Annotated in this window: 15 protein-coding genes; 13 read left to right on the forward strand and 2 right to left on the reverse strand. The window is 69.5% G+C overall.

Features of this window, described 5'->3' with window-relative positions:
- Nucleotides 1–18: 18 nt before the first annotated feature.
- The gene (locus tag GF068_RS28390) at nt 19–240 is read right to left on the reverse strand and encodes a hypothetical protein (RefSeq protein WP_153822621.1); all 222 of its coding nucleotides are present in this window, start codon (nt 238–240) and stop codon (nt 19–21) included.
- A gap of 158 nt (nt 241–398) precedes the next feature.
- Here GF068_RS28390 and GF068_RS28395 point away from each other — a divergent pair, with 158 nt between their 5' ends.
- On the forward strand, nt 399–1,964 hold the full coding sequence (locus GF068_RS28395) for an FG-GAP repeat domain-containing protein (protein WP_153822622.1): 1,566 nt from the start codon (nt 399–401) through the stop codon (nt 1,962–1,964).
- Nucleotides 1,965–2,009: 45 nt separating this feature from the next.
- On the opposite strand, the gene GF068_RS28400 is transcribed toward GF068_RS28395, so the two are convergent.
- Nucleotides 2,010–2,987: a helix-turn-helix domain-containing protein gene (locus GF068_RS28400; protein WP_170319729.1), complete on the reverse strand. Its 978-nt coding sequence runs from the start codon at nt 2,985–2,987 to the stop codon at nt 2,010–2,012.
- A gap of 527 nt (nt 2,988–3,514) precedes the next feature.
- On the opposite strand from GF068_RS28400, the gene GF068_RS28405 reads away from it, so the two are divergent.
- The 12 genes from GF068_RS28405 to tssG all read left to right on the forward strand — a co-directional run bounded on the left by GF068_RS28405 (nt 3,515) and on the right by tssG (nt 18,049).
- Nucleotides 3,515–4,012, forward strand: a complete 498-nt coding sequence (locus tag GF068_RS28405) for a hypothetical protein (RefSeq protein WP_153822624.1) — start codon at nt 3,515–3,517, stop codon at nt 4,010–4,012.
- 169 nt (nt 4,013–4,181) lie between these two features.
- A complete protein-coding gene (locus GF068_RS28410; RefSeq protein ID WP_153822625.1) occupies nt 4,182–4,682 on the forward strand; it encodes a hypothetical protein in 501 nt (166 codons plus the stop codon).
- Nucleotides 4,683–4,684: 2 nt separating this feature from the next.
- Nucleotides 4,685–6,013 (forward strand): type VI secretion system baseplate subunit TssK, encoded by a 1,329-nt coding sequence (gene tssK / locus GF068_RS28415; RefSeq protein ID WP_170319730.1) that lies wholly within the window; start codon nt 4,685–4,687, stop codon nt 6,011–6,013.
- Between the two features lie 7 nt (nt 6,014–6,020).
- Nucleotides 6,021–6,773, forward strand: coding sequence for a DotU family type IV/VI secretion system protein (locus GF068_RS28420; protein WP_153822627.1), 753 nt, complete (start codon nt 6,021–6,023; stop codon nt 6,771–6,773).
- Nucleotides 6,770–10,837: a type VI secretion protein IcmF/TssM N-terminal domain-containing protein gene (locus GF068_RS28425; RefSeq protein WP_153822628.1), complete on the forward strand. Its 4,068-nt coding sequence runs from the start codon at nt 6,770–6,772 to the stop codon at nt 10,835–10,837. The genes GF068_RS28420 and GF068_RS28425 overlap by 4 nt, the downstream gene beginning before the upstream one ends.
- Nucleotides 10,838–10,842: 5 nt before the next feature.
- Complete coding sequence (tssA, locus tag GF068_RS28430; RefSeq protein WP_153822629.1) at nt 10,843–11,922, forward strand: type VI secretion system protein TssA; 1,080 nt, start codon at nt 10,843–10,845, stop codon at nt 11,920–11,922.
- Between the two features lie 161 nt (nt 11,923–12,083).
- Nucleotides 12,084–12,587 (forward strand): type VI secretion system contractile sheath small subunit, encoded by a 504-nt coding sequence (gene tssB / locus GF068_RS28435; RefSeq protein ID WP_153822630.1) that lies wholly within the window; start codon nt 12,084–12,086, stop codon nt 12,585–12,587.
- A 21-nt stretch (nt 12,588–12,608) separates the two neighbouring features.
- Nucleotides 12,609–14,111: a type VI secretion system contractile sheath large subunit gene (tssC, locus tag GF068_RS28440; protein ID WP_153822631.1), complete on the forward strand. Its 1,503-nt coding sequence runs from the start codon at nt 12,609–12,611 to the stop codon at nt 14,109–14,111.
- Nucleotides 14,112–14,217: 106 nt separating this feature from the next.
- Complete coding sequence (locus GF068_RS28445; protein WP_153822632.1) at nt 14,218–14,712, forward strand: Hcp family type VI secretion system effector; 495 nt, start codon at nt 14,218–14,220, stop codon at nt 14,710–14,712.
- Between the two features lie 36 nt (nt 14,713–14,748).
- A complete protein-coding gene (tssE, locus tag GF068_RS28450; protein WP_153822633.1) occupies nt 14,749–15,225 on the forward strand; it encodes a type VI secretion system baseplate subunit TssE in 477 nt (158 codons plus the stop codon).
- Nucleotides 15,222–17,030, forward strand: a complete 1,809-nt coding sequence (gene tssF, locus GF068_RS28455) for a type VI secretion system baseplate subunit TssF (RefSeq protein WP_153822634.1) — start codon at nt 15,222–15,224, stop codon at nt 17,028–17,030. The genes tssE and tssF overlap by 4 nt, the downstream gene beginning before the upstream one ends.
- Complete coding sequence (gene tssG / locus GF068_RS28460) at nt 16,994–18,049, forward strand: type VI secretion system baseplate subunit TssG (RefSeq protein ID WP_153822635.1); 1,056 nt, start codon at nt 16,994–16,996, stop codon at nt 18,047–18,049. Before tssF ends, tssG begins: the two co-directional genes overlap by 37 nt.
- The last annotated feature ends 12 nt before the right edge of the window (nt 18,050–18,061 follow it).

An 18,061-nucleotide genomic window follows, 5' to 3' on the forward strand; every position in this document is an offset into this window, starting at 1 on the left:
GCGAGGACCATTTCCGGATCACTTCACGAACAGATCCGCATACGTGAGCGCCACCCGGCCCTCGGCGTCGACGAGCCGGACCACCTCCCCGCGCCCGTCCCCGTCCGCGTCGTCGAGCTCTGACCCCTGCTCGAGCCCGAGCGGCCCGTTGAGGTACCACGCCGAGAGCCCTTCGTGCCGGTACGAGACCCAGCCTTGCGTTTTTTGAAGAGCGCGCGCCGGGGAGGATGCGACCGTCAATGCATCCGCCTGCTCATCTTGCCGTTCGTGGATAGTTCGCTGCCGATTTTGGACAGGCGAATGGAGGATATGCAGCTTGACGTGCCCGAATGTGTCTGTAACAGTCGCCGCCGAAAAGCTCGAATCGCGCGGAGAGGTTCAGAATGACGAAGGCATCCATGACACCCCTATTGCTCGCTCTGCTGGCGGGCGGCTCGCTCGGCTGCGAGACCGGCGAAGGAGGCGGGAGCGGCGGCCAAGGCGGCCAAGGTGGCCAAGGCGGCCAAGGCGGCCAAGGCGGCCAAGGTGGCGGCACGTGCACCCCCGAGGACGACGGCAATCCCTGCACGGAGGACGTCTGCGAGGACGGCGTGCCCACGCATGCGCCCACGGCCGCGGGGACCACCTTGCCCGATCAGGTGAGCGGTGATTGCCAGCAGGCCGTGTGCGACGGCAATGGCACCGTGACCCAGCAAAATGACGACGCCGACCTGCCGCCGGACGACGCGGACCCCTGCAAGGTGCCCGCGTGCAGCGCCGGTCAGCCCGCCATGGCCGACGCGCCGGACGGTACCACCTGCGGGGAGGGCGACGCGTGCACGCCGACGTATACCTGCCAGGCCGGCATGTGCCACGGGGACTCGCTCGTCTGCGGCGCGAACGAGGGCTGCGACGCGGGCGCGTGCGTCTGCTTGGTCGGCCCTTACAAGCCCGTCGGCACGACCGTCGCCATGGCGCCCGAGAACGGGGATACCGAGGTCGCGGATCTGGATGGAGACGGCAAGCTCGATTTGATCACCGTCGAGAGCAAGTTCGACGGCGCCGGCAATGTCAGCGTGCGCCTCGGCCTGGGCGACGGCACGTTTGGCCCGCTGGTTCAATACGCCGTCGCGATGAGCCACGGCGTCACCGCGGCGGACGTGAACGGCGACGGCAAGCCGGACGTCGCGCTCGTCGGCGCCCAGAGCAACAACGTGCACGTGCTGCTGAACCAGGGCGATGGCACCCTCGCCGCTGCCGTGGGTTACCCGACGAACGGGTTCCCGTATTACATCGCGGCCGCGGACGTGAACGACGACGGCGCGGTCGACCTCGCCGTCGCGTACCTCTCCGACAGCAACGTGAGCGTGTTCCTCAACCAGGGCGCCGGCACGTTCGCGGCCAAGGCCGACTACCTGATCGCGGGCTTTGGCGGCTCCGACGGTCTCAGGGCCGGGGACCTCGACGGCGACGGCAAACCCGACCTCGTGTACTTGCGCGACGACGCGGCCCACGTCCTCCTCAACCAGGGCGACGGCACGTTCGGCGCCGCGACGTCCTACCCCGTGGGCTTTGGCATTCGCGCCGTGGACATCGCCGATCTGAACGCCGACGGGAGCCTCGATCTCGCGGCGGCCTACTTCAACGGAGGTGCCGCCAACGGCATGGGCGTGCTCCTCAACCAGGGCAACGGCACGTTCGCCGCCGCGGTCGACCATGCCGTCACCTTTGGCGCCACCGGCATCGCGGCCGGTGACATCGACGGCGACGGCGACCCGGACCTCACCGTCGCTAGCCCGAGCAACACCACCTTGTCGGTGTTCCTCAACGCGGGGGACGCGAGCTTCGGCGCGCCGACCACGTACGCCATGGCAAACGGCGCCTACGGCATGACGGCGGGCGATCTGAACGCGGACGGCCGGTCGGACTTCCTCATCGGGGGCATCGGCGCCGTGCAGGTGTTCCTCTCGACCTGCGCGCCCTGACGCGCCGCGCCCGCCGCGCCTGCGCCCGCGCGCGCTCGTGAACGTTCACGGCCGGCGTCGCGGCTGCAGGCGCGGCAGGCCCGCGGCCGCGCGCCCCGCGGACAACGTCGCGGAGGGGCTCTCGCCGAACCGGCGCTTGTATTCGACGCTGAATCGCCCTGGATGACCGAGCCCGAGCGCGGCCATGACGCTCGCGACCGATGTACTGGCCGAGGGCTCGGCCAGGTGGCGGCGCGCGAGCTCGAACCGGCGCCGACGCAGGAAATCCATCGGGGGCATTCCCCGGCACGCCACGAAGGCTGCCCGGAGGGACCGCTCCGGCGCGCCTGCCGCGGCGACGATGTCGGCCAGGGTGATGGGCTCCGCGGCGTGCGCGGCCATGAATTCCTCCGCCCTGCGGACGCAATCCGGGGCCACGCGCGGCTGCGGCGCATCGAGGATCGCCGAATGGTTGTGCCGGGTGTGTACGAGGAGGCTCGTGAAGAGCGCGCCACGCAGCGCGCCGAGCACCATCGGCGAGGCCCATGGCTGCTCGATCTGGCGGCGAAAGAGCTGCGCGACCTCGTGTACCGTGCTCCCCGGTCCGTCCTCGAGGTCGAGCGCCACATCGAAGCAGATCGGGCCGCGCAGCGCAGCGCCCGTGAGCGCGGCGAAGTGGGCGTCGAGCGCTCCGCGATCGATCACCAGGGTCCGCCCGTGAAACGCCGCGGTGACATCGATGAAGCAGGACCGCCCTGGTGAAAACAGCGCACCCCGCCGGCCCGGCGCGACGTGGAAGGGCTCGCCCGCGTGGTCACCGGCGCTCTCTCCTTCGTCCGAGAGACACAGGATGTAGTGCTCCCCGCTGTCCGGCAGGGAGGCCTGCCCTCCGCCGGCCCAGTCGCCCATCACGACACGGGTCGCGCCGAAGGAGACGAAGCCCAGCGCACAGCCGAAAGTTTGGTCGCGCTTGGGCTCGAGGGTCGCCTCTGCATAAACGTGGCTGAAGACCTCCCGGGCCTCGCCGACGTCGCTGGTGCACACGAGCTGAGCCCGCGCAATCCCGGCCTCCTGCGCCGCCGTGGCGCGCGAGGGCCCTTCAGCTCGAGGGCTTGTTCGGTCGAACCGACGCGCACCATCCGGCATTGGCGAGGAAGGAAGCGCAAGTATTTCGAGGATGTCAAGCGATTGCGAGCCCTGCGCACGTCCTCCCTCAGCCCGTCCTCATCCTCCCGCAGGCTGATTTCATCCTCCCGCAGGCTGAACGCATCCTCCCGCCAGGCCGATTTCATCCTCCCGCCGGGCTGACCTCATCCTCTCGCAGGCTGATTTCCTCCTCCCGCCAGGCAGACCTCATCCTCCCGCAGGCAGACCTCATCCTCCCGCCAGACCGACCTCATCCTCCCGCCAGACCGACCTCATCCTCCCGCAGGCAGACCTCATCCTCCCGCAGGCTGATTTCATCCTCCCGCATGCAGACCTCATCCTCCCTCCCTGACGAGATCGTGCTGCCCCTGAAGGAAATCTCCGTCGCCGGCGTCTCTCCCGCACCCCAACAACGGAGGTGCTCGATGACGACGACGTACGCCCCTTATACAGGCCCCATGGACGCGACCCTCACCGACGTGCAGGACGACCTCGTCGACCTCGCCGCTGGAGCCTCCAAAGGCTTCCGCGGCGTCCAGCCCGGGATCGAAGGTGTCTGCGACGAGCTCGCGGGCTCCGTCGCCGTGTTCGGCGAGGCCGCCGGCATCTCCCCCAAGCTCTACGAGCGGTTCGTCGGCGAGACCAAGAGCATCGACGCCCTCGTGAAGAAGGAGGCCATCCTCGAGAAGATGCTCGAGGCCACCCGCGAGTCCCGCCGCCTCAAGACCCACCAGCGCGAGAACACCATCGCCCAGATGGTCGACATCACGAAATCCACCGCCCAGCGCACCGGCGACAAGGCCCTCCTCGCCCCCTTCGAGAAGACCATCCGCTACAACGCCCAGACCGCGCTCCGGGCCGCCAAGACCCGCCGCAAGAACAAGGCCGCGAAATCGGAGGCCCCGTCAAGCTCCGAAGCGTGAGCCCGCCCGGGCCCCGCCTCGCCCCGCTCGCCTCCTCCCGCCCCCCCGTCCCGCCCCCTCGGCCACCCCACAGCCGTCCTCTCTAACCCATCGTTTCCATTCTCCTCCGCGCCCCGTCTTCGCGACTTTGTAGACCCGTCCCGCACGATCGCTCTACCCTTCACGTCGCATGGCCTCCTCCAGGCACCGTCCGGGCGGGACGACGAGCAGGGCGCGATTCATCGTGGCCCTCGCCTCGTGCCTTGCCCTCTCGAGCCTCGGCTGCTCCGCGGGCCCCCCGCCGACGCGTTTTCTCGTCGAGGTCGCCATCACCGCCAGGGCGAACCGCAATTCGCCCGTCCCCATGACCCTCGTCGCGGTCCAGGAGCCGAAGCTCTTCGACCAGATCGTCAAGCTCACCGCCAAGCAGTGGTACGACCAGCGCGAGCAGATGCGCCGGGATTATCCGAGCGGCACCGCCTTCACCGAGTGGGATTGGGAGTTCGTCCCCGGCCAGTCGCCCCCGCCCGTGGTCGTCGAGGTCGACGGCAAGGCCGTCGGCGCCGTCATCTTTGCCAATTATCGCTCGCCCGGCGATCATCGCTTCCGGATCGGCCCGCAGCGCCGCATGCGCGTCGACCTCGGTGACGATGATCTCGTCGTGAGCCCCCTCGATGCTCCGGAGGAATGAGCATGCGCGCCGACGACATTCCGCTCGCGATTCAATGGCACGACGGGATGCTCCTGTCGCCGCAGCACTTCCAGGAGGCCGATCGCAGGGCCGAGCGCCTCCTCGCTTATCACCTCGGCCAGGCGAGCCCCTACCACCACGGCATCGTCACCCTCAAGCTCGCCGAGGGCACCCTCGCGAGTGGCCTGCTCCGCGTCCAGCACGTCGAGGCCATCATGCCCGACGGCACCCTCGTCCATCACGTCGCCGGCAAGCACGACCTCTCCGTCGACCTGCGCCCCCACGCCGCGCTCGTCCATCACGCGCCCGCCACCGTCTACCTCGCCGTCCCGCGCGCGCAGATGGCCGTCTCCGCCTCCGCCGCCGACCTCGCGCGCCACCGCTCCGCCGAGGGCGCCGCCGTCGTCGACGAGCACACCGGCGAGGACCCGCTCGAGATCCCCCGCATCGCCCCGAGCTGCCGCCTGCTCGTCGCCGCCGAGCCGCCCCCGCGCCTCGTCTGCTTGCCCATCGCCCAGGTCCGCCTCGAAGGCGAGGCCTTCGTCGCCACCGACTACATCCCGCCCACGCTCGGCGTCGCCCAGGGCTCGCCGCTCGACGAGATGTGCCAGCGCCTCACCGGCCGCCTGCGCGAGAAGGCCATGCGCCTCGCCGAGAAGTCGAACTTCCTCTCCCGCACCACCGATCGCGAGCTCATCGGCGAGATCCGGCGCCAGATCCAGTGCCTCGTCGCCGCGCTCCCGCCCTTCGAGGCCGTCCTCTATTCCGAGCGCCCGCACCCCTTCAGCCTCTTCGTCGCGCTCACCGGCCTCGTCGGGCAGATCTCCTCCCTCGCGCGTACACCCGTCCCGCCGCTCCTGCCCCGCTACCGGCACGACGACCTGCGCGCGACCTTCGAGACCGCCCGCGATCACATCTTCCGCATGGTCGACGAGGGCATCATCGAGTCCTTCACCGCGTACCCCTTCGACCTCAAGGAGGGGAAGTACAACGTCCTCTTCCAGCGCGAGTTCCGCACGCGCGCCCTCGTCGTCGCCGTCCGTGTCCAGCGCGGCGTGCGCGAGGATCAGCTCCTCAACTGGATGAACGGCGCGCTCATCGGCGCCCCGGCCCGCCTGCGTACCATGCAGGAGAGCCGCATCCTCGGCGCGGGTCGCAAGCGCGTCGAGCGCTGCGGCGACCTCGTCGCCACGCCCGGGACCTTGCTCTTCGAGCTCGAAGAGCAGAGCGTCTACCTCGACCCGGGCGAGCCGCTCACCTTGTGCAACACGGCCGATCCGACGGGGCAGAGCGGCCCCTCCGAGGCGGTCCTCTACGTGAAGAGCGGGTAACGGGCCGATGGCTTCTCCGGGACGACCCGCGCTCAGCTCGAAGCACGCGACGCACCGCGACCAGCGCGTCCTCGTCGACGCGTTCTGCAACTTCCACGCGGACGTCGTCACGCAGAAGCGCCTCGTGGTCGCCTCGGGCGGCGCCCTCCCCCACGACGCCATCCAGCAGCGCCTGCTCGACGCCTTCGAGCAGCAGGCGAGCAAGATCCAGGGCTCGCTCCCCGAGCACGAGCGCCGCCTCTTCGAGGAGACCCGCTACGTCATGATCGCCATGGCCGACGAGGTCTTCCTCCACCTCGACTGGCCCGGCCGCGCGCCCTGGGCCGACAAACCCCTCGAGTCGGTCGTCTTCCAGACCCGCGACTCGGGCGACCGCTTCTTCAACCGCATCGACGACGCCCTCTACGGCCGCGCGCCTGCCTCCTCGCAGCTCCTCACCGTCTACCTCACGGCCCTCGCCCTCGGCTTCCGCGGCCGTTACGCGCCCCTCGGCACCGGCGAGCCCGAGACCTACCGCGCCCGCATCGTCGACTTCCTCGCCCGCACCGATCCCGAGATCGTCCGCGGCGAAGACCTCTGCCCCCAGGCGCACGAGCACACCGCGACGGACGCGCCGCTGAAGCGCTTGCCCTCCCTCTCCCGAGGCCTCTTGCCGTTCCTCGTCGTCCTGCTCGGCTGGATCGTCATCGGCGAGATCCTCTGGCTCTATCGCACGGCCGAGCTCGACAAGGTGCTCGACCGCATCGAGGGCGCCTCGTGACCGTCGGCTTGCTCCTCAAGATCCTCGCGGGCCTCGCCGCGCTCGCCGTCGTCGGCGTGGGTGTCTACGCGCTCGTCCTCGCGCAGAAAAAGAAGGCGCAGAAGGCCGCCGAGCTCGCCAGGCGCGAGGGCAAACCCGACGCCGTCGCCGAGATCCGCGCCTCCGTAGGCAAGGCCAAGGCCGCCCTCGTCAAGAAGGTGCCCGACAAGGCCGCGCGCGAGGAGATGCCGCGGTTCCTCGTCCTCGGCGAACCTTCCTCCGGGAAGACCACGCTGCTCGGCGGCTCGGGCCTCAGCGTCGGGCTGCACGAGGGCGGCGATCCCGCGCCCGGCGACAGGTCCGCCGTCCACCTCTGGATGCTCGGCAAGGCGCTGCTCGTCGACGTCGCCGGTGGCCTGCTCTTCGGCGAGGGCGGCACCGCCGCGCCCGATGGGCCGTATCGCGCGCTGCTGCACGAGCTCAAGCGCCTCTACCCCGATCGCCCCGTCGACGGCATCCTCCTCACGGTCCCCTGCAACGAGGTCATGCCCCAGGCGCGCTCCACGCCCGCCGAGCGCAAGCGCAAGGCGACGGTCCTGCGCGCCGCGATCGCCCTCGCGCAGCAGACCCTCGGCATGAACGTCCCGGTCTACGTGGTCGTCACGCAGACCGATCGCCTCTCCGGCTTCCGCAGCCTCGGCACGGAGGTCACGCAAAACGGCAAGGACGACATCCTCGGCTGGTCGAGCCCGCACCCGCCCTTCACCGAGGGCTCGGACGACTGGGCCTCCGAGGCGATCGGCTCCGTCCGCGACGCGCTCCTCCGCTACCAGGCGCGGCGCTTCGCCGGCGCCCCCGTCGTCCGCTCGCCCGACGACTTCTTCCTCTTCCCGAGCGAGATCGAGTCCCTCGGCGACGGCCTGCGCACCTACGTCGATCCCGTCTTCCTCGAGGGCGCCGGCCAGGAGACGCTCACGCTCCGCGGCATCTACTTCACGGGCCTCGCCGATCCGCCCGCCGGCCCTCTGCCGCTGCCGGCTCCCGGCGCCTCGCCCGCCGCGCTCGCGCCCCCCGCCAAACCTGCCGCCGCGGCCGCGCCGCCGGGCAAGGTCCTCTTCACGAAGGACCTGTTCGAGCACAAGGTCTTCGCCGAGCGCAACCTCGGCAAACCCGCCGCCGCCGCGCTCCGCCGTCGCCAGCGCGTGAACCTCGGGCTCCAGCTCGTCGCGGGTTGCCTCGCGGGCATGTTCCTCGCGGCCCTCTGGATCGACGCCTCGCGCCTCGAGCGCCGCACCACGGCGGTCATGCCCTTCCTGCGCGACGTCCAGAGCAGCGTCCTCTCGGCGAAGAGCGAGGCCCCCGGCACCGAGACGAGCTTCGAGGCGAAGAAGCTGCGCGCCAAGGCCCTCATCGAGAAGCTCGAGACGATCGAGGAGTCGGGCCGCCTGCGCTCCCCGCTGAACCCTGCCTCCTGGTGGAGCCGCCTCGACGGCCGCGTCGACAGCGCCTTCGTCATCGCCCTCGAGCAGGTCCTCGTCGACACCTTCCGCGCCGGCCTCGACGAGGAGGCCAACCACCTCCTGCGCCCGCTGCCGCCGCAAGCTCCGCCCGACACGTTTTTCCCGCTCAGCGTCGAGAAGAGCCAGGAGTACATCCTGCTCGAGACGTGGCTGCGCGAGCTCGGCGCGTTCGAGGCCCACGTCGCGCGCCACGACGCCCTGCTCGGCGAGCTGCCGAAGGACGCCACGCCCGACGCGCGTATGCAGGGCGTCGCCGACCTCTCGGACTACCTGCTCGGCTACAAGACCTCACCCACGATCGCGGTCGAGTACTACCGCAACGCCCTCGCCCGCGGCGCGCGCCGCCAGCCCTTCGACCTCGCCCCGCGGCGTGATCCGGCCCGCGAGAAGGCGCAGGCCCTCTTCAAGGGCTTGCAGGATCGTGTGCTCGAGGCCTACAGCGACGCCGTCGTCCGCGCCGACGTCGAGCAGCTCGTCCAGAGCCTGAAGGACCTCGAGACGAAGGGCGCCGAGTACACCGCGCAGGACCTCTGGACCTTGCGTGACGCGATCGCCCGCGTCGAGGCGCACCTCGGCGCGCCCACGCTCGCCTGGGTGTCGAGCGAGTCGCTGCCGCCGAACGAAGGCATCGCGGGCCTGCTCAAGGCCGTCAAGACCTCGCGCCTGCTCGGCCCCGACGTCGAGGCGGCCCTGCGCGGCGGCGTCGACGCGCGCCTGCTCGATCTCAAGACGTACGTCGCGAGCGCGGGCGCGCCCCTCTCCGGGCCCATCCTGGAGCGCAAGGGCGGCGTCCTGCTCATGCGCCTCTCGCCCTTCATCCTCGGGCTCAAGGCGCCCATCGACGCGCTCCGCCAGCAGACGTTCATGACGGCCGAGGAGGAGCAGACCCTCACGGCCGAGCTCGATCGCGCCCGCGTCGACTGGGACGCCGAGGTCCTCAAGGAGGCCTCGCGTTTGCCCAAGGACTACGAGACCTTCCTCCAGGGCAAACTCCTCACGACCATCGACCCGCGCGTCCGCAACACGATCTCCGATCTCACGGTCCGTCAGGTCAAGGCGAGCACCCTCGGCGCCGTCGCCCGCGCCGCGCGGCCGGCCACGCCCCTGCCTGGGAACAGCAATCGCCAGTTCGAGACCGTACGCGCCGACGCCGCGAACCTCGGCCAGGCGATGGCCCCCATCCGCGAGATGATCGGCGCGTTCGTGCGCCTGCGCATGGACGACGCCCGCGACAGGTTGCGCGAGCTCTTGCGCGGCCAGGGCTCCGAGGTCCTCGGCCGCGGCGCGGAGGTCCTGCGCGCCGAGAACCTCTACGGCCTCAAGAAGGGCGGCTTCACCTGGTGGGACGGCCGGTCCACGCCTGCCTTCGAGGCCTTCAGCGTGCCCGACGCGGGGCGGTTGTCCGAGTACGCCGCGGCCCAGCGCACGCGCGCGGCCACGCTGCACAAGGAGCTCGCCGAGCCCGTGCTCGCCGCGATGGAGAGCCCCGAGGTCGCGGGCGACGGCGCCGGGGATCCAAACGTCGCGCTTTGGCAGAACGTCGCCTGGCCGCTCAAGGACCACGAGAACAAGAAGGCGGGCAACGGGGTCTCGAACCTCGAGACCTTCATGCTCTCGGACCTCCCGCTCATCACGGGGAAGAACTGCATCGCCGAGCTCGACAAACGCGCGAACGTCGACGGCTCGGGCGGGTTCTTCGCGGGCAAACAGAAGTACATCGTCGAGGAGCTACGCGAGCGCTGCCGCGCCCTCGCCGGCGACGAGATGCGTGATCGGTACGCCGCGCTCCGCCGCACCTTCAACCGCGAGCTCTCGGGCAAGTTCCCCTTCGTCAAGATCGAGCCTGGCATCCGCGTCGAGGACGCGCGGCCCGAGGTCGTCCGCCGCTTCCTCCAGGACGCCGGCGATTTCCGCGCCGATTTTGGCTACGTCCTCGGCAAGGAGACGAAGGCCTCGGCGGGCGAGGTCGGCCGCTTCCTCGACAAGATCGAGGCCGTCCGCGCCTTCATGATGCCCATGTGGGCGCAGGTCGAGTCGGCCGAGGACGGCATCTACGACGTCAAGGTCGAGTTCCGCGTCAACCCCGGCCTCGAGGTCGGCGGCAACCGCATCGCCGAGTGGGCCATGCGGCTCGCGGACGAGCGCCTCTTCCGTGACGGCCCCAAGGTCGAGGCGAGCTGGCGCGTGAACGATCCGGTCCGCGTCGATCTGCGCTGGGCGAAGTCGAGCCTCGACGTGCCTCTGTCGACGCAGGGCCCGAACGTCTTCGTGAACGACAGGACCGTCACCTTCGAGGAGCGCGGCCCCTGGGCGCTGCTCCGCATGATCGCGTTCCACCAGACCTCCGCGCGGGACGCGTCGCAGAAGTCCGAGGGCGGCTCGCACGTGCTCGGCTTCGTCATCCAGTCCTCGCCGGATCCCACGGGTGGCTTCATCGAGCGCGTCGGGACCGAGGCCAACACCGTACGTGTCTTCATCCGCATCGGGATCACCGGCGTCGAGAAGGACCGGTTCCTCCGCTACCCCGAGTTCCCCGCGGTCGCCCCGACCCTCTACGAGAGATAACCGCGATGTCGTCGACGAACGCCCTGCACATCGATCTGGAGACGTTGCTCCAGCCCATCTCCGAGGAGGCGCCGTGTGGCGCGTCTCTCCGGTACGAAGGCACGTACGACCGGGTCCGCGAGGCGCGCCGCGAGGACGATCCGTCGCTGCCCATGGGCGACTGGGAGACCAAGCTCAAGGTCGCCGACTTCGCGCTCGTGGACAAACTTTGCCAGGAGGCGCTGCGCAAGAAATCGAAGGACCTCCAGATCGCGGCGTGGCTCGTGGAGGCTTGGCTGCGGCGCTATCGCGTGAAGGGCCTCGGCCAGGGTTTGTCGCTCGTCGCCGCGCTCTGCGAGCGGTACTGGGACGGCCTCTTCCCCGCGCTCGGCGACGACGAGGACGCCTCCGCGCGCGCGGCGCTTTACGAGTGGATGGACGACGTCCTCTCCGATCGCCTGCGCCAGACGCCGTTCGCGGACGGGGACGCGTCGTTCTCGCTGCTCGATTGGGAGCTCGGCGCGAAGGCCGGGCCTGTGGACGGGGAGGGGGAGGCGGCGCGGCCGACGCGGGAGTCGCTGCTCGCCAAGATCTCGCTCGGCGGCGCGCGCTTCACGGACGTCGCGCTCGACGCGGGCACGGCGATCATCGCGGCCGAGGCGGCCGAGGCGGCGATCGCCGCGCAGATCCCGCGCCCGCCCACGCTGCGCCGCGTGCGTGAGGTCCTCGCGCAGATCGAGATGCTCGCGCGGGACGCGGCGCGTATCAACGGCGAGAGCGCTCCCTCCGCGGCGAGCGCGCCCGGGGAGAGCCCGCCGCTGCTCGGATCGGCCGCGGCGGCGGCGGCGGCGTTCACGGCCTCGGGCGGCGCGGGGGCGTCGGGCTCCTTCGCCATCTCGAGCCGCGCCGACGCGTATTACCGCCTCGCCGAGGCGGCCGAGTACCTCATGCGGACCGAGCCGCACAGCCCCGTCCCGTACCTGGTCAAACGTGCGGTGCAGTGGGGCAACATGTCGCTCGCGCAGCTCCTCTACGAGTTCGTCGGAAACCCTGATGATCTCGTGGCGATACAGCGCTTGCTCGGGATGCGCGGGAGGGAGGAATAACGGGGGATCCGCGAGCGCGCCCCTACGAGGGTGTTGTGTTTTCGAGCCCGAGCACGGTAAGAAGGAAAATGCGCCAGAAGTAGACCCCGTGCGCGGGCGGTGTTTCGGGAAGTTCGCAAAGCCGCGGCTGCCGCCGCGAGAGCCGAGGAAGGGAGCCATCGATGGCAGAGAGCAAGCAGCACTGGCTGGACCGGAACCGTCCGCCGCGTGTGCAGATCACGTATGACGTCGAGACGGGCAACGCAATCGAGAAGAAAGAGATCCCGTTCGTCGTCGGCGTGCTGAGCGATCTGGGGCAGAACCCGGCGAATCCGCTGCCCAAGCTGAAGGATCGCAAGTTCGTCGAGGTCGACCGCGACAATTTCAACGACGTCCTGGCCTCCACGAAGCCGGAGATCACGGTGAAGGTCGACGACGTGATCAAGGGGACGGGCAAGATCGCGATTCCCCTGACGTTCACGCACATGGACGATTTCCGGCCCGAGCGCCTCGTCGAGCGGATCCCGGAGCTCCGCAAGCTGCTCCGCGCGCGCGAGCGCCTGAACGACCTCCTCGCCAAGCTCGAAGGCAACGACGAGCTCTCGGCGGCGCTGCGTGAGGTCATGGAGAGCACCGAGGCTCTCGAGAAGATCAAGGCGGAAGTTTCGAAGGACGACCAGAGCTGAGTCCGCGCGGAGGATACGAACATGCCGGAGACGAGCAGCGCGAAACAACACATCGACACGAGCGCGGATGGCGCGGCGATCATCGATCAGATCCTCGCCGAGGGCGCGATGGTCCGGGGGGACAACCCCGCCCAGAAGCAACACGCCCGCGACATCGTCGGGGAGTTCTGCCAGCAGATCCTCGATGAGCGGGATCCTGCGGACAAGCAGCGGGCCATCGACCTCGGCGCGGTCGCGGCCATTCAGGATCGCATCAACGAGATCGACGAGATCATCGGCAAGCAGCTCGACGTGATCCTGCACGCGGCCGAGTTCCAGTCGCTCGAGGCGCGCTGGCGGGGGCTGCACTACCTCGTCATGAACACGGAGACGAGCACGCGGCTCAAGATTCGCGTGATGAACGTCCGCAAGGACGAGCTCCGCAAGGATTTCGAGTCGGCGCCCGACTTCGATCGCAGCGCGCTCTTCAAGAAGGTCTACGAGGAGGAGTACGGCACCTTCGGCGGCGCGCCGTATGGCCTGCTCCTCGGCGACTACGAGTTCGACGGATCGAGCCCGGACGTCGGCCTCTTGACCGAGCTTTCGAAGGTCGCGGCGGCGGCGCACGCGCCCTTCATCTCGGCGGCGAGCCCGTTCCTCTTCGACATGGAGAACTTCGGGCAGATCGGCGTGCCCGGCGATCTCGCCAAGCTCTTCGAGAGCACGCAGCTCATCAAGTGGCGCGAGTTCCGCGAGAGCGAGGACAGCCGTTACGTCGGCCTCGTGCTCCCGCATGTGCTCATGCGCCTCCCGTACGGCCCGAAGGGCGTGCCCGTGGACGGCTTCATGTACGAGGAGAACGTCGGCGCCGAGGACAAGAACTTCCTCTGGGGCAACGCGGCGTACGCGCTCGGCCAGCGGATCACGAACGCGTTCGCGCATTATGGCTGGTGCGCGGCGATCCGCGGCGTCGAGGGCGGCGGCCTCGTCGAGAACCTCCCGGTGCACGTCTTCAAGACGAGCGACGGCGACCTCGCGGTGAAGACGCCGACCGAGGTGGCGATCACCGATCGCCGCGAGAACGAGCTCTCCGAGCTCGGGTTCATCGGGCTCTGCTATCGCAAGAACAGCGGCCAGGCTGCGTTCTTCGGCGGCGCGACCGCGAACAAGCCCAAGGTGTACAACCTGCCCTCGGCGACGGCGAACGCGCGTCTGTCGGCGCAGCTCCCGTACATCATGGCGACGAGCCGGTTCGCCCATTACATCAAGGTCATGATGCGCGACAAGATCGGCAGCTTCATGACCAAGGACAACGTGTCGTCGTACCTCAACAACTGGATCGCGGACTACGTGCTCCTCAACGACGACGCGGGTCAGGACACGAAGGCGCGGCTGCCTCTTCGTGAGGCGCGGATCGACGTCACCGACGTTCCGGGCAAGCCGGGCGCGTACCGCGCCGTGGTCTTCCTGAAGCCGCACTTCCAGCTCAACGAGCTCACGGTCTCGATGCGCCTCGTGGCGGATCTTCCGCCTCCTGCAGCGTGACGGGCTTCGCAGATCGGTGTAGGGTGTAAATCATGGAGATCGCCGTCCCACGCGCGGATACTCGCGCGCGGGCGGCGATCATCGACGGGGACGCGGAGGATTTACGATGGAAACCAGCTTTTTGGAGATCGAGGGCGTCAAGGGCGAGAGCACGGCGGCGCAGGGCAAGGACAAGATCGAGGTCATGTCCTTCAGCCACGGCGTGGCGATGCCGCTGACGAGCGGCGCCTCGGCGAACGCGCGCGCGCACGGCCGCTGCGTGCATCAGGACTTCACGTTCAGCAAGTACCTCGACATCACCTCGCCGACGCTGAACCTCAAGTGCAGCGGCGGCGACAACATCAAGAAGGCCGAGCTCACCGTCTTCCAGGCCGACAAGAACGACGGCGACATGGTCCTTTATTACAAGATCACGTTCGAGGACGTGATCCTGACGAACATCTCGGTGAGCGGCGGCTCGGGTGGCCGTCCCATCGAGACGGTCACGTTCAACTACCGCAAGATCAAGTGGTCGTACGCCCAGCAGGGCCAGCCTTCGCCGGCGGGCAAGAAGGGCACGGCCGAGGCGGGCTGGACGCTCGAGGAGAACAAGAAGCTCTAACCCGAGGACGTATTCTCGTCCCAGGGGAGCGACAGAATGGCGAAGGCGTGGGGATCCACGAGCGCGGGCAGGGTTCCCCTGTTCGATCGGCTGATCGACGAGAACCCTGCTCAAAAACAGGAAGTGGTCCCCTATTGCACCCTCGACCGAGACGGGCTGCGCGCCTCCGTGGCCCGCGAGCTCGGTCGAATCCTCGGCACCCGCAGCCCCATCTCCGGCGACGAGGCCCTCTCCCGACCGCGCACGACCATCGATTACGGGTTGCCCGACCTCGAGCTCGGCGGCCGTGCGCTCGTGCCGGAGGAGCTGCGCCGCCTCGTGCGCCTCGTGCAGAAGACGATCGAGGCGTACGAGCCGAGGCTCCAGAACGTACGCGTGGAGATCAAGCGACGCGAGGACGCGCCGCCGCACGCGCGGCTCGTCGTCGCGCTCACGGCGACGCTCGTCACGGACGAGGTGCGTGAGCCCCTCTCGTTCGAGGCGCCGCTCGAAGCGAGCTCGGGGGCCGCATGAGCCGGGGTGATCCCGATCGGGAGATGCTCGAGCTCTACGCGCGCGAGCTCGTGTATCTGCGCGAGCGCGGCGCCGAGTTCGCCAAGGACTATCCGAAGATCGCGGCGCGCCTCGGCACGTCGAGCCAGGCCTCGGCCGATCCACACGTCGAGCGCCTCGTCGAGGCCTTCGCGTTCCTCTCGGCGCGCCTCACGCGCGACATGGAGGCCGAGCTGCCGATTTACACGACGTCGCTGCTCGGCGTCCTCTATCCGCAGCTCGTTTGCCCCGTCCCTGCGATGGCGATCGCCGCCTTCGAGGTCGACCCGAAGGAGCAGAAGCTCGGCTCCGGCTACACGGTCGACAAGCACACGCCGCTCTTCGCGGCCTCGCAGAGCGGGCCCGTTTGTCATTTTCGCACCGCGTATCCGGTCACGCTCTGGCCGATCGAGATCACGCACGCGGGCATGGTCCCGCCCGAGAACCTCGACCTGCCCGGCTGGCTCGTCGCGAACGCCGCGGCCGTGCTCGAGATCGAGCTCTCGACCGGCGGGGTCCCGCTCGACAAACTCGGCATGCGCTCGCTGCGCTTCCACGTCGCGGGCGGGGGCATGGGCGCGGCGCGGCTCTACGACCTCGTCGCCGCGCACGCCGTCGGCGTCCTCGTGGTCGGGGACAACCCTTCGCAGGACTGGGCCCACGGCAAGATCCGCCCCGTCGGCTTCGAGGCGAGCGAGGACGTCCTGCCGTATCCGCCCCACGCGCACCGCGGCCATCGCCTCGTGCAGGAGTATTTCGCGTTCCCGGAGAAGTTTCATTTCTTCGACATCGAGCTCCCGAAGCTCCCGCCCCGGAAGAACGCGAAGATCCTCGTCCTCTTCGACCAGAAGCCGCCGGCCGGCGCCGCGGTCCGCAAGACGACGCTCTCGCTCGGCTGCACCCCGATCATCAACCTCTTCCCGCGCAGCGCCGAGCCCATCCGCGTCGATCACACCCGGCCCGAGTATCGCCTCGTCGCCGACGCGCGCCGCGAGCGGACCACCGAGGTCCACTCGATCACGCGTGTGGCCGCCACCGCGCCCGGCGAGCCCAAGCAGATCGATTACGCGTCCTTTTTCTCCTTCGTGCACCACCAGAAGGGCGAGCGGCCGCGCGCCTTCTGGCACGCGCGCCGTGTCGCCACGGGCCGCAAGGACCTGCCGGGCACCGACCTCTGGCTCACCTTCGTCGACACCGACTTCAAGCTCGCGCGTCCGCCCTCGGAGACCGTCTACGCGGGCGTCCTCTGCACGAACCGCGACCTCGCGAACGAGATCGCCAAGGACACCCAGCTCTCCCCCGAGCGCCCCATCCCGGCCCGGAAAATCGTTTGTCTCACGAAACCGACGCCCCAGCGCGCGGCGCCCATGGGCGGCGAGGCCCTCTGGCGGCTCGTCTCGAACCTCTCGCAGAACCACCTCTCGATCACCGACGGCAAGGCCGGCGTCTCCGCGCTCCGCGAGATCCTGCGCGCGTACGTCTTCGGCGATTCGCCCGACGCCGAGCGCCAGATCGACGCGCTTCTCGACATCTCGAGCCGCGTCGTCACGCGCCGCCTCGGCAGCGACGCGTGGCGCGGCTACTGTCGTGGCCTCGAGATCACGCTCACGCTCGCGGACGAGCAGTTCGCCGGATCGAGCCCGGTCCTTTTGGCCTCGGTGCTGAGCCGCTTCTTCGCCTTGCAGGCGCACATCAATGCGTTCACCGAGCTCGTCCTGAAGCGCGCCTCGCGCGCGGAGGTCTGGAAGCGATGGCCGCCCACGGCTGGCGAAAGAGCCCTTCTGTAGAGGCCTGGCTCTTCGACGAGGGGCACGCCTTCGATTTTTATCAGGCCGTCTCCCTCCTCGAGCGCTGGCGCGAGGGCGACGCCGTCCCCGTCGGCGAGGGCTCCGATCCTTCACGCGAGGCCGTGCGGTTCTCGTCGAGCATCGCGCTCTCCTTCCCCGAGACCGACGTCGCGAAGATTCGCCCGCCGCACCGCGAGGGCCAGCCGGCGAAGATGCTCGTCAACTTCCTCGGCCTCGGCGGCGCCCTCGGCCCTCTGCCGCCGCCCATCGTCGAGTCGATCTTCATGCGCGCCGTCCGCGGCGACACCGCGGCGCGTGATTTCCTCGACATCTTCAATCACCGCCTCGTCTCCTTCGCTTATCGGATCCGCAAGGGCCACCGCGTCGGCCTCGGCGCCTCCTCGCCCGAGAAAGACGCCGCGGCGCGGCACCTCTTTTCGCTGCTCGGGCTCGGCTTTCGCGCGCTCGAAGGCCGCCTCGCGGTCCAGGATCGCGCCCTGCTCGAGCACGCGGCGAACCTCTCGAGCGAGAGGCGCTCGCTCGAGGGCCTCGTGGCCATCCTCCGCCGCCATTTTGGCGTCTCGATCGAGCCCATCCCGCTCACCGGGGCGTTTCATCCCATCGAGGACGGTGATCGTACTGCGATCGGCCGCTCCGGCCAGAACCGCGCCCTCGGCCGCGACGCCTGCCTCGGGGGGCGCTTCTGGGATCAGGAGTCGACCTTCGACCTGCGCATCGGGCCGATGAAGCTCGACGAATTCCTTCGATTCCTCCCGGGCGGCGACGCGCTCGCGCCGCTCTGCTCCCTCGTGCGGTTTTATGCTGGCGCCCGATTCCACTTCGGCCTCGTCCTCGTGCTCGCCGAGGGCGAGGCGCCGCGGGCGGCGCTTGGTCGCCCTGGGCGCGCGCTCCTCGGCCAGATCGCGTGGCTCGGCGACGTGGGCAAGGTGGGCAGGAGGGACCGCGAGGTGCGTTTGTCCCGTGCGGCCATTCGGAAGGGGCTCGGGGAGGCTGGCTGAGGCTTGTCAACC

Source organism: Polyangium spumosum, assembly GCF_009649845.1.
In the GTDB taxonomy this organism is placed as follows: domain Bacteria; phylum Myxococcota_A; class Polyangia; order Polyangiales; family Polyangiaceae; genus Polyangium; species Polyangium spumosum.

Bases quoted from the DNA above. Each gene is read 5' to 3' on its own strand.
- GF068_RS28395 (WP_153822622.1), top strand. From the start codon at position 399: ATGACACCCCTATTGCTCGCTCTGCTGGCGGGCGGCTCGCTCGGCTGC.
- GF068_RS28405 (WP_153822624.1), top strand. From the start codon at position 3,515: ATGACGACGACGTACGCCCCTTATACAGGCCCCATGGACGCGACCCTC.
- GF068_RS28410 (WP_153822625.1), top strand. From the start codon at position 4,182: ATGGCCTCCTCCAGGCACCGTCCGGGCGGGACGACGAGCAGGGCGCGA.
- tssK (WP_170319730.1), top strand. From the start codon at position 4,685: ATGCGCGCCGACGACATTCCGCTCGCGATTCAATGGCACGACGGGATG.
- GF068_RS28420 (WP_153822627.1), top strand. From the start codon at position 6,021: ATGGCTTCTCCGGGACGACCCGCGCTCAGCTCGAAGCACGCGACGCAC.
- tssA (WP_153822629.1), top strand. From the start codon at position 10,843: ATGTCGTCGACGAACGCCCTGCACATCGATCTGGAGACGTTGCTCCAG.
- tssB (WP_153822630.1), top strand. From the start codon at position 12,084: ATGGCAGAGAGCAAGCAGCACTGGCTGGACCGGAACCGTCCGCCGCGT.
- tssC (WP_153822631.1), top strand. From the start codon at position 12,609: ATGCCGGAGACGAGCAGCGCGAAACAACACATCGACACGAGCGCGGAT.
- GF068_RS28445 (WP_153822632.1), top strand. From the start codon at position 14,218: ATGGAAACCAGCTTTTTGGAGATCGAGGGCGTCAAGGGCGAGAGCACG.
- tssE (WP_153822633.1), top strand. From the start codon at position 14,749: ATGGCGAAGGCGTGGGGATCCACGAGCGCGGGCAGGGTTCCCCTGTTC.
- tssF (WP_153822634.1), top strand. From the start codon at position 15,222: ATGAGCCGGGGTGATCCCGATCGGGAGATGCTCGAGCTCTACGCGCGC.
- tssG (WP_153822635.1), top strand. From the start codon at position 16,994: ATGGCCGCCCACGGCTGGCGAAAGAGCCCTTCTGTAGAGGCCTGGCTC.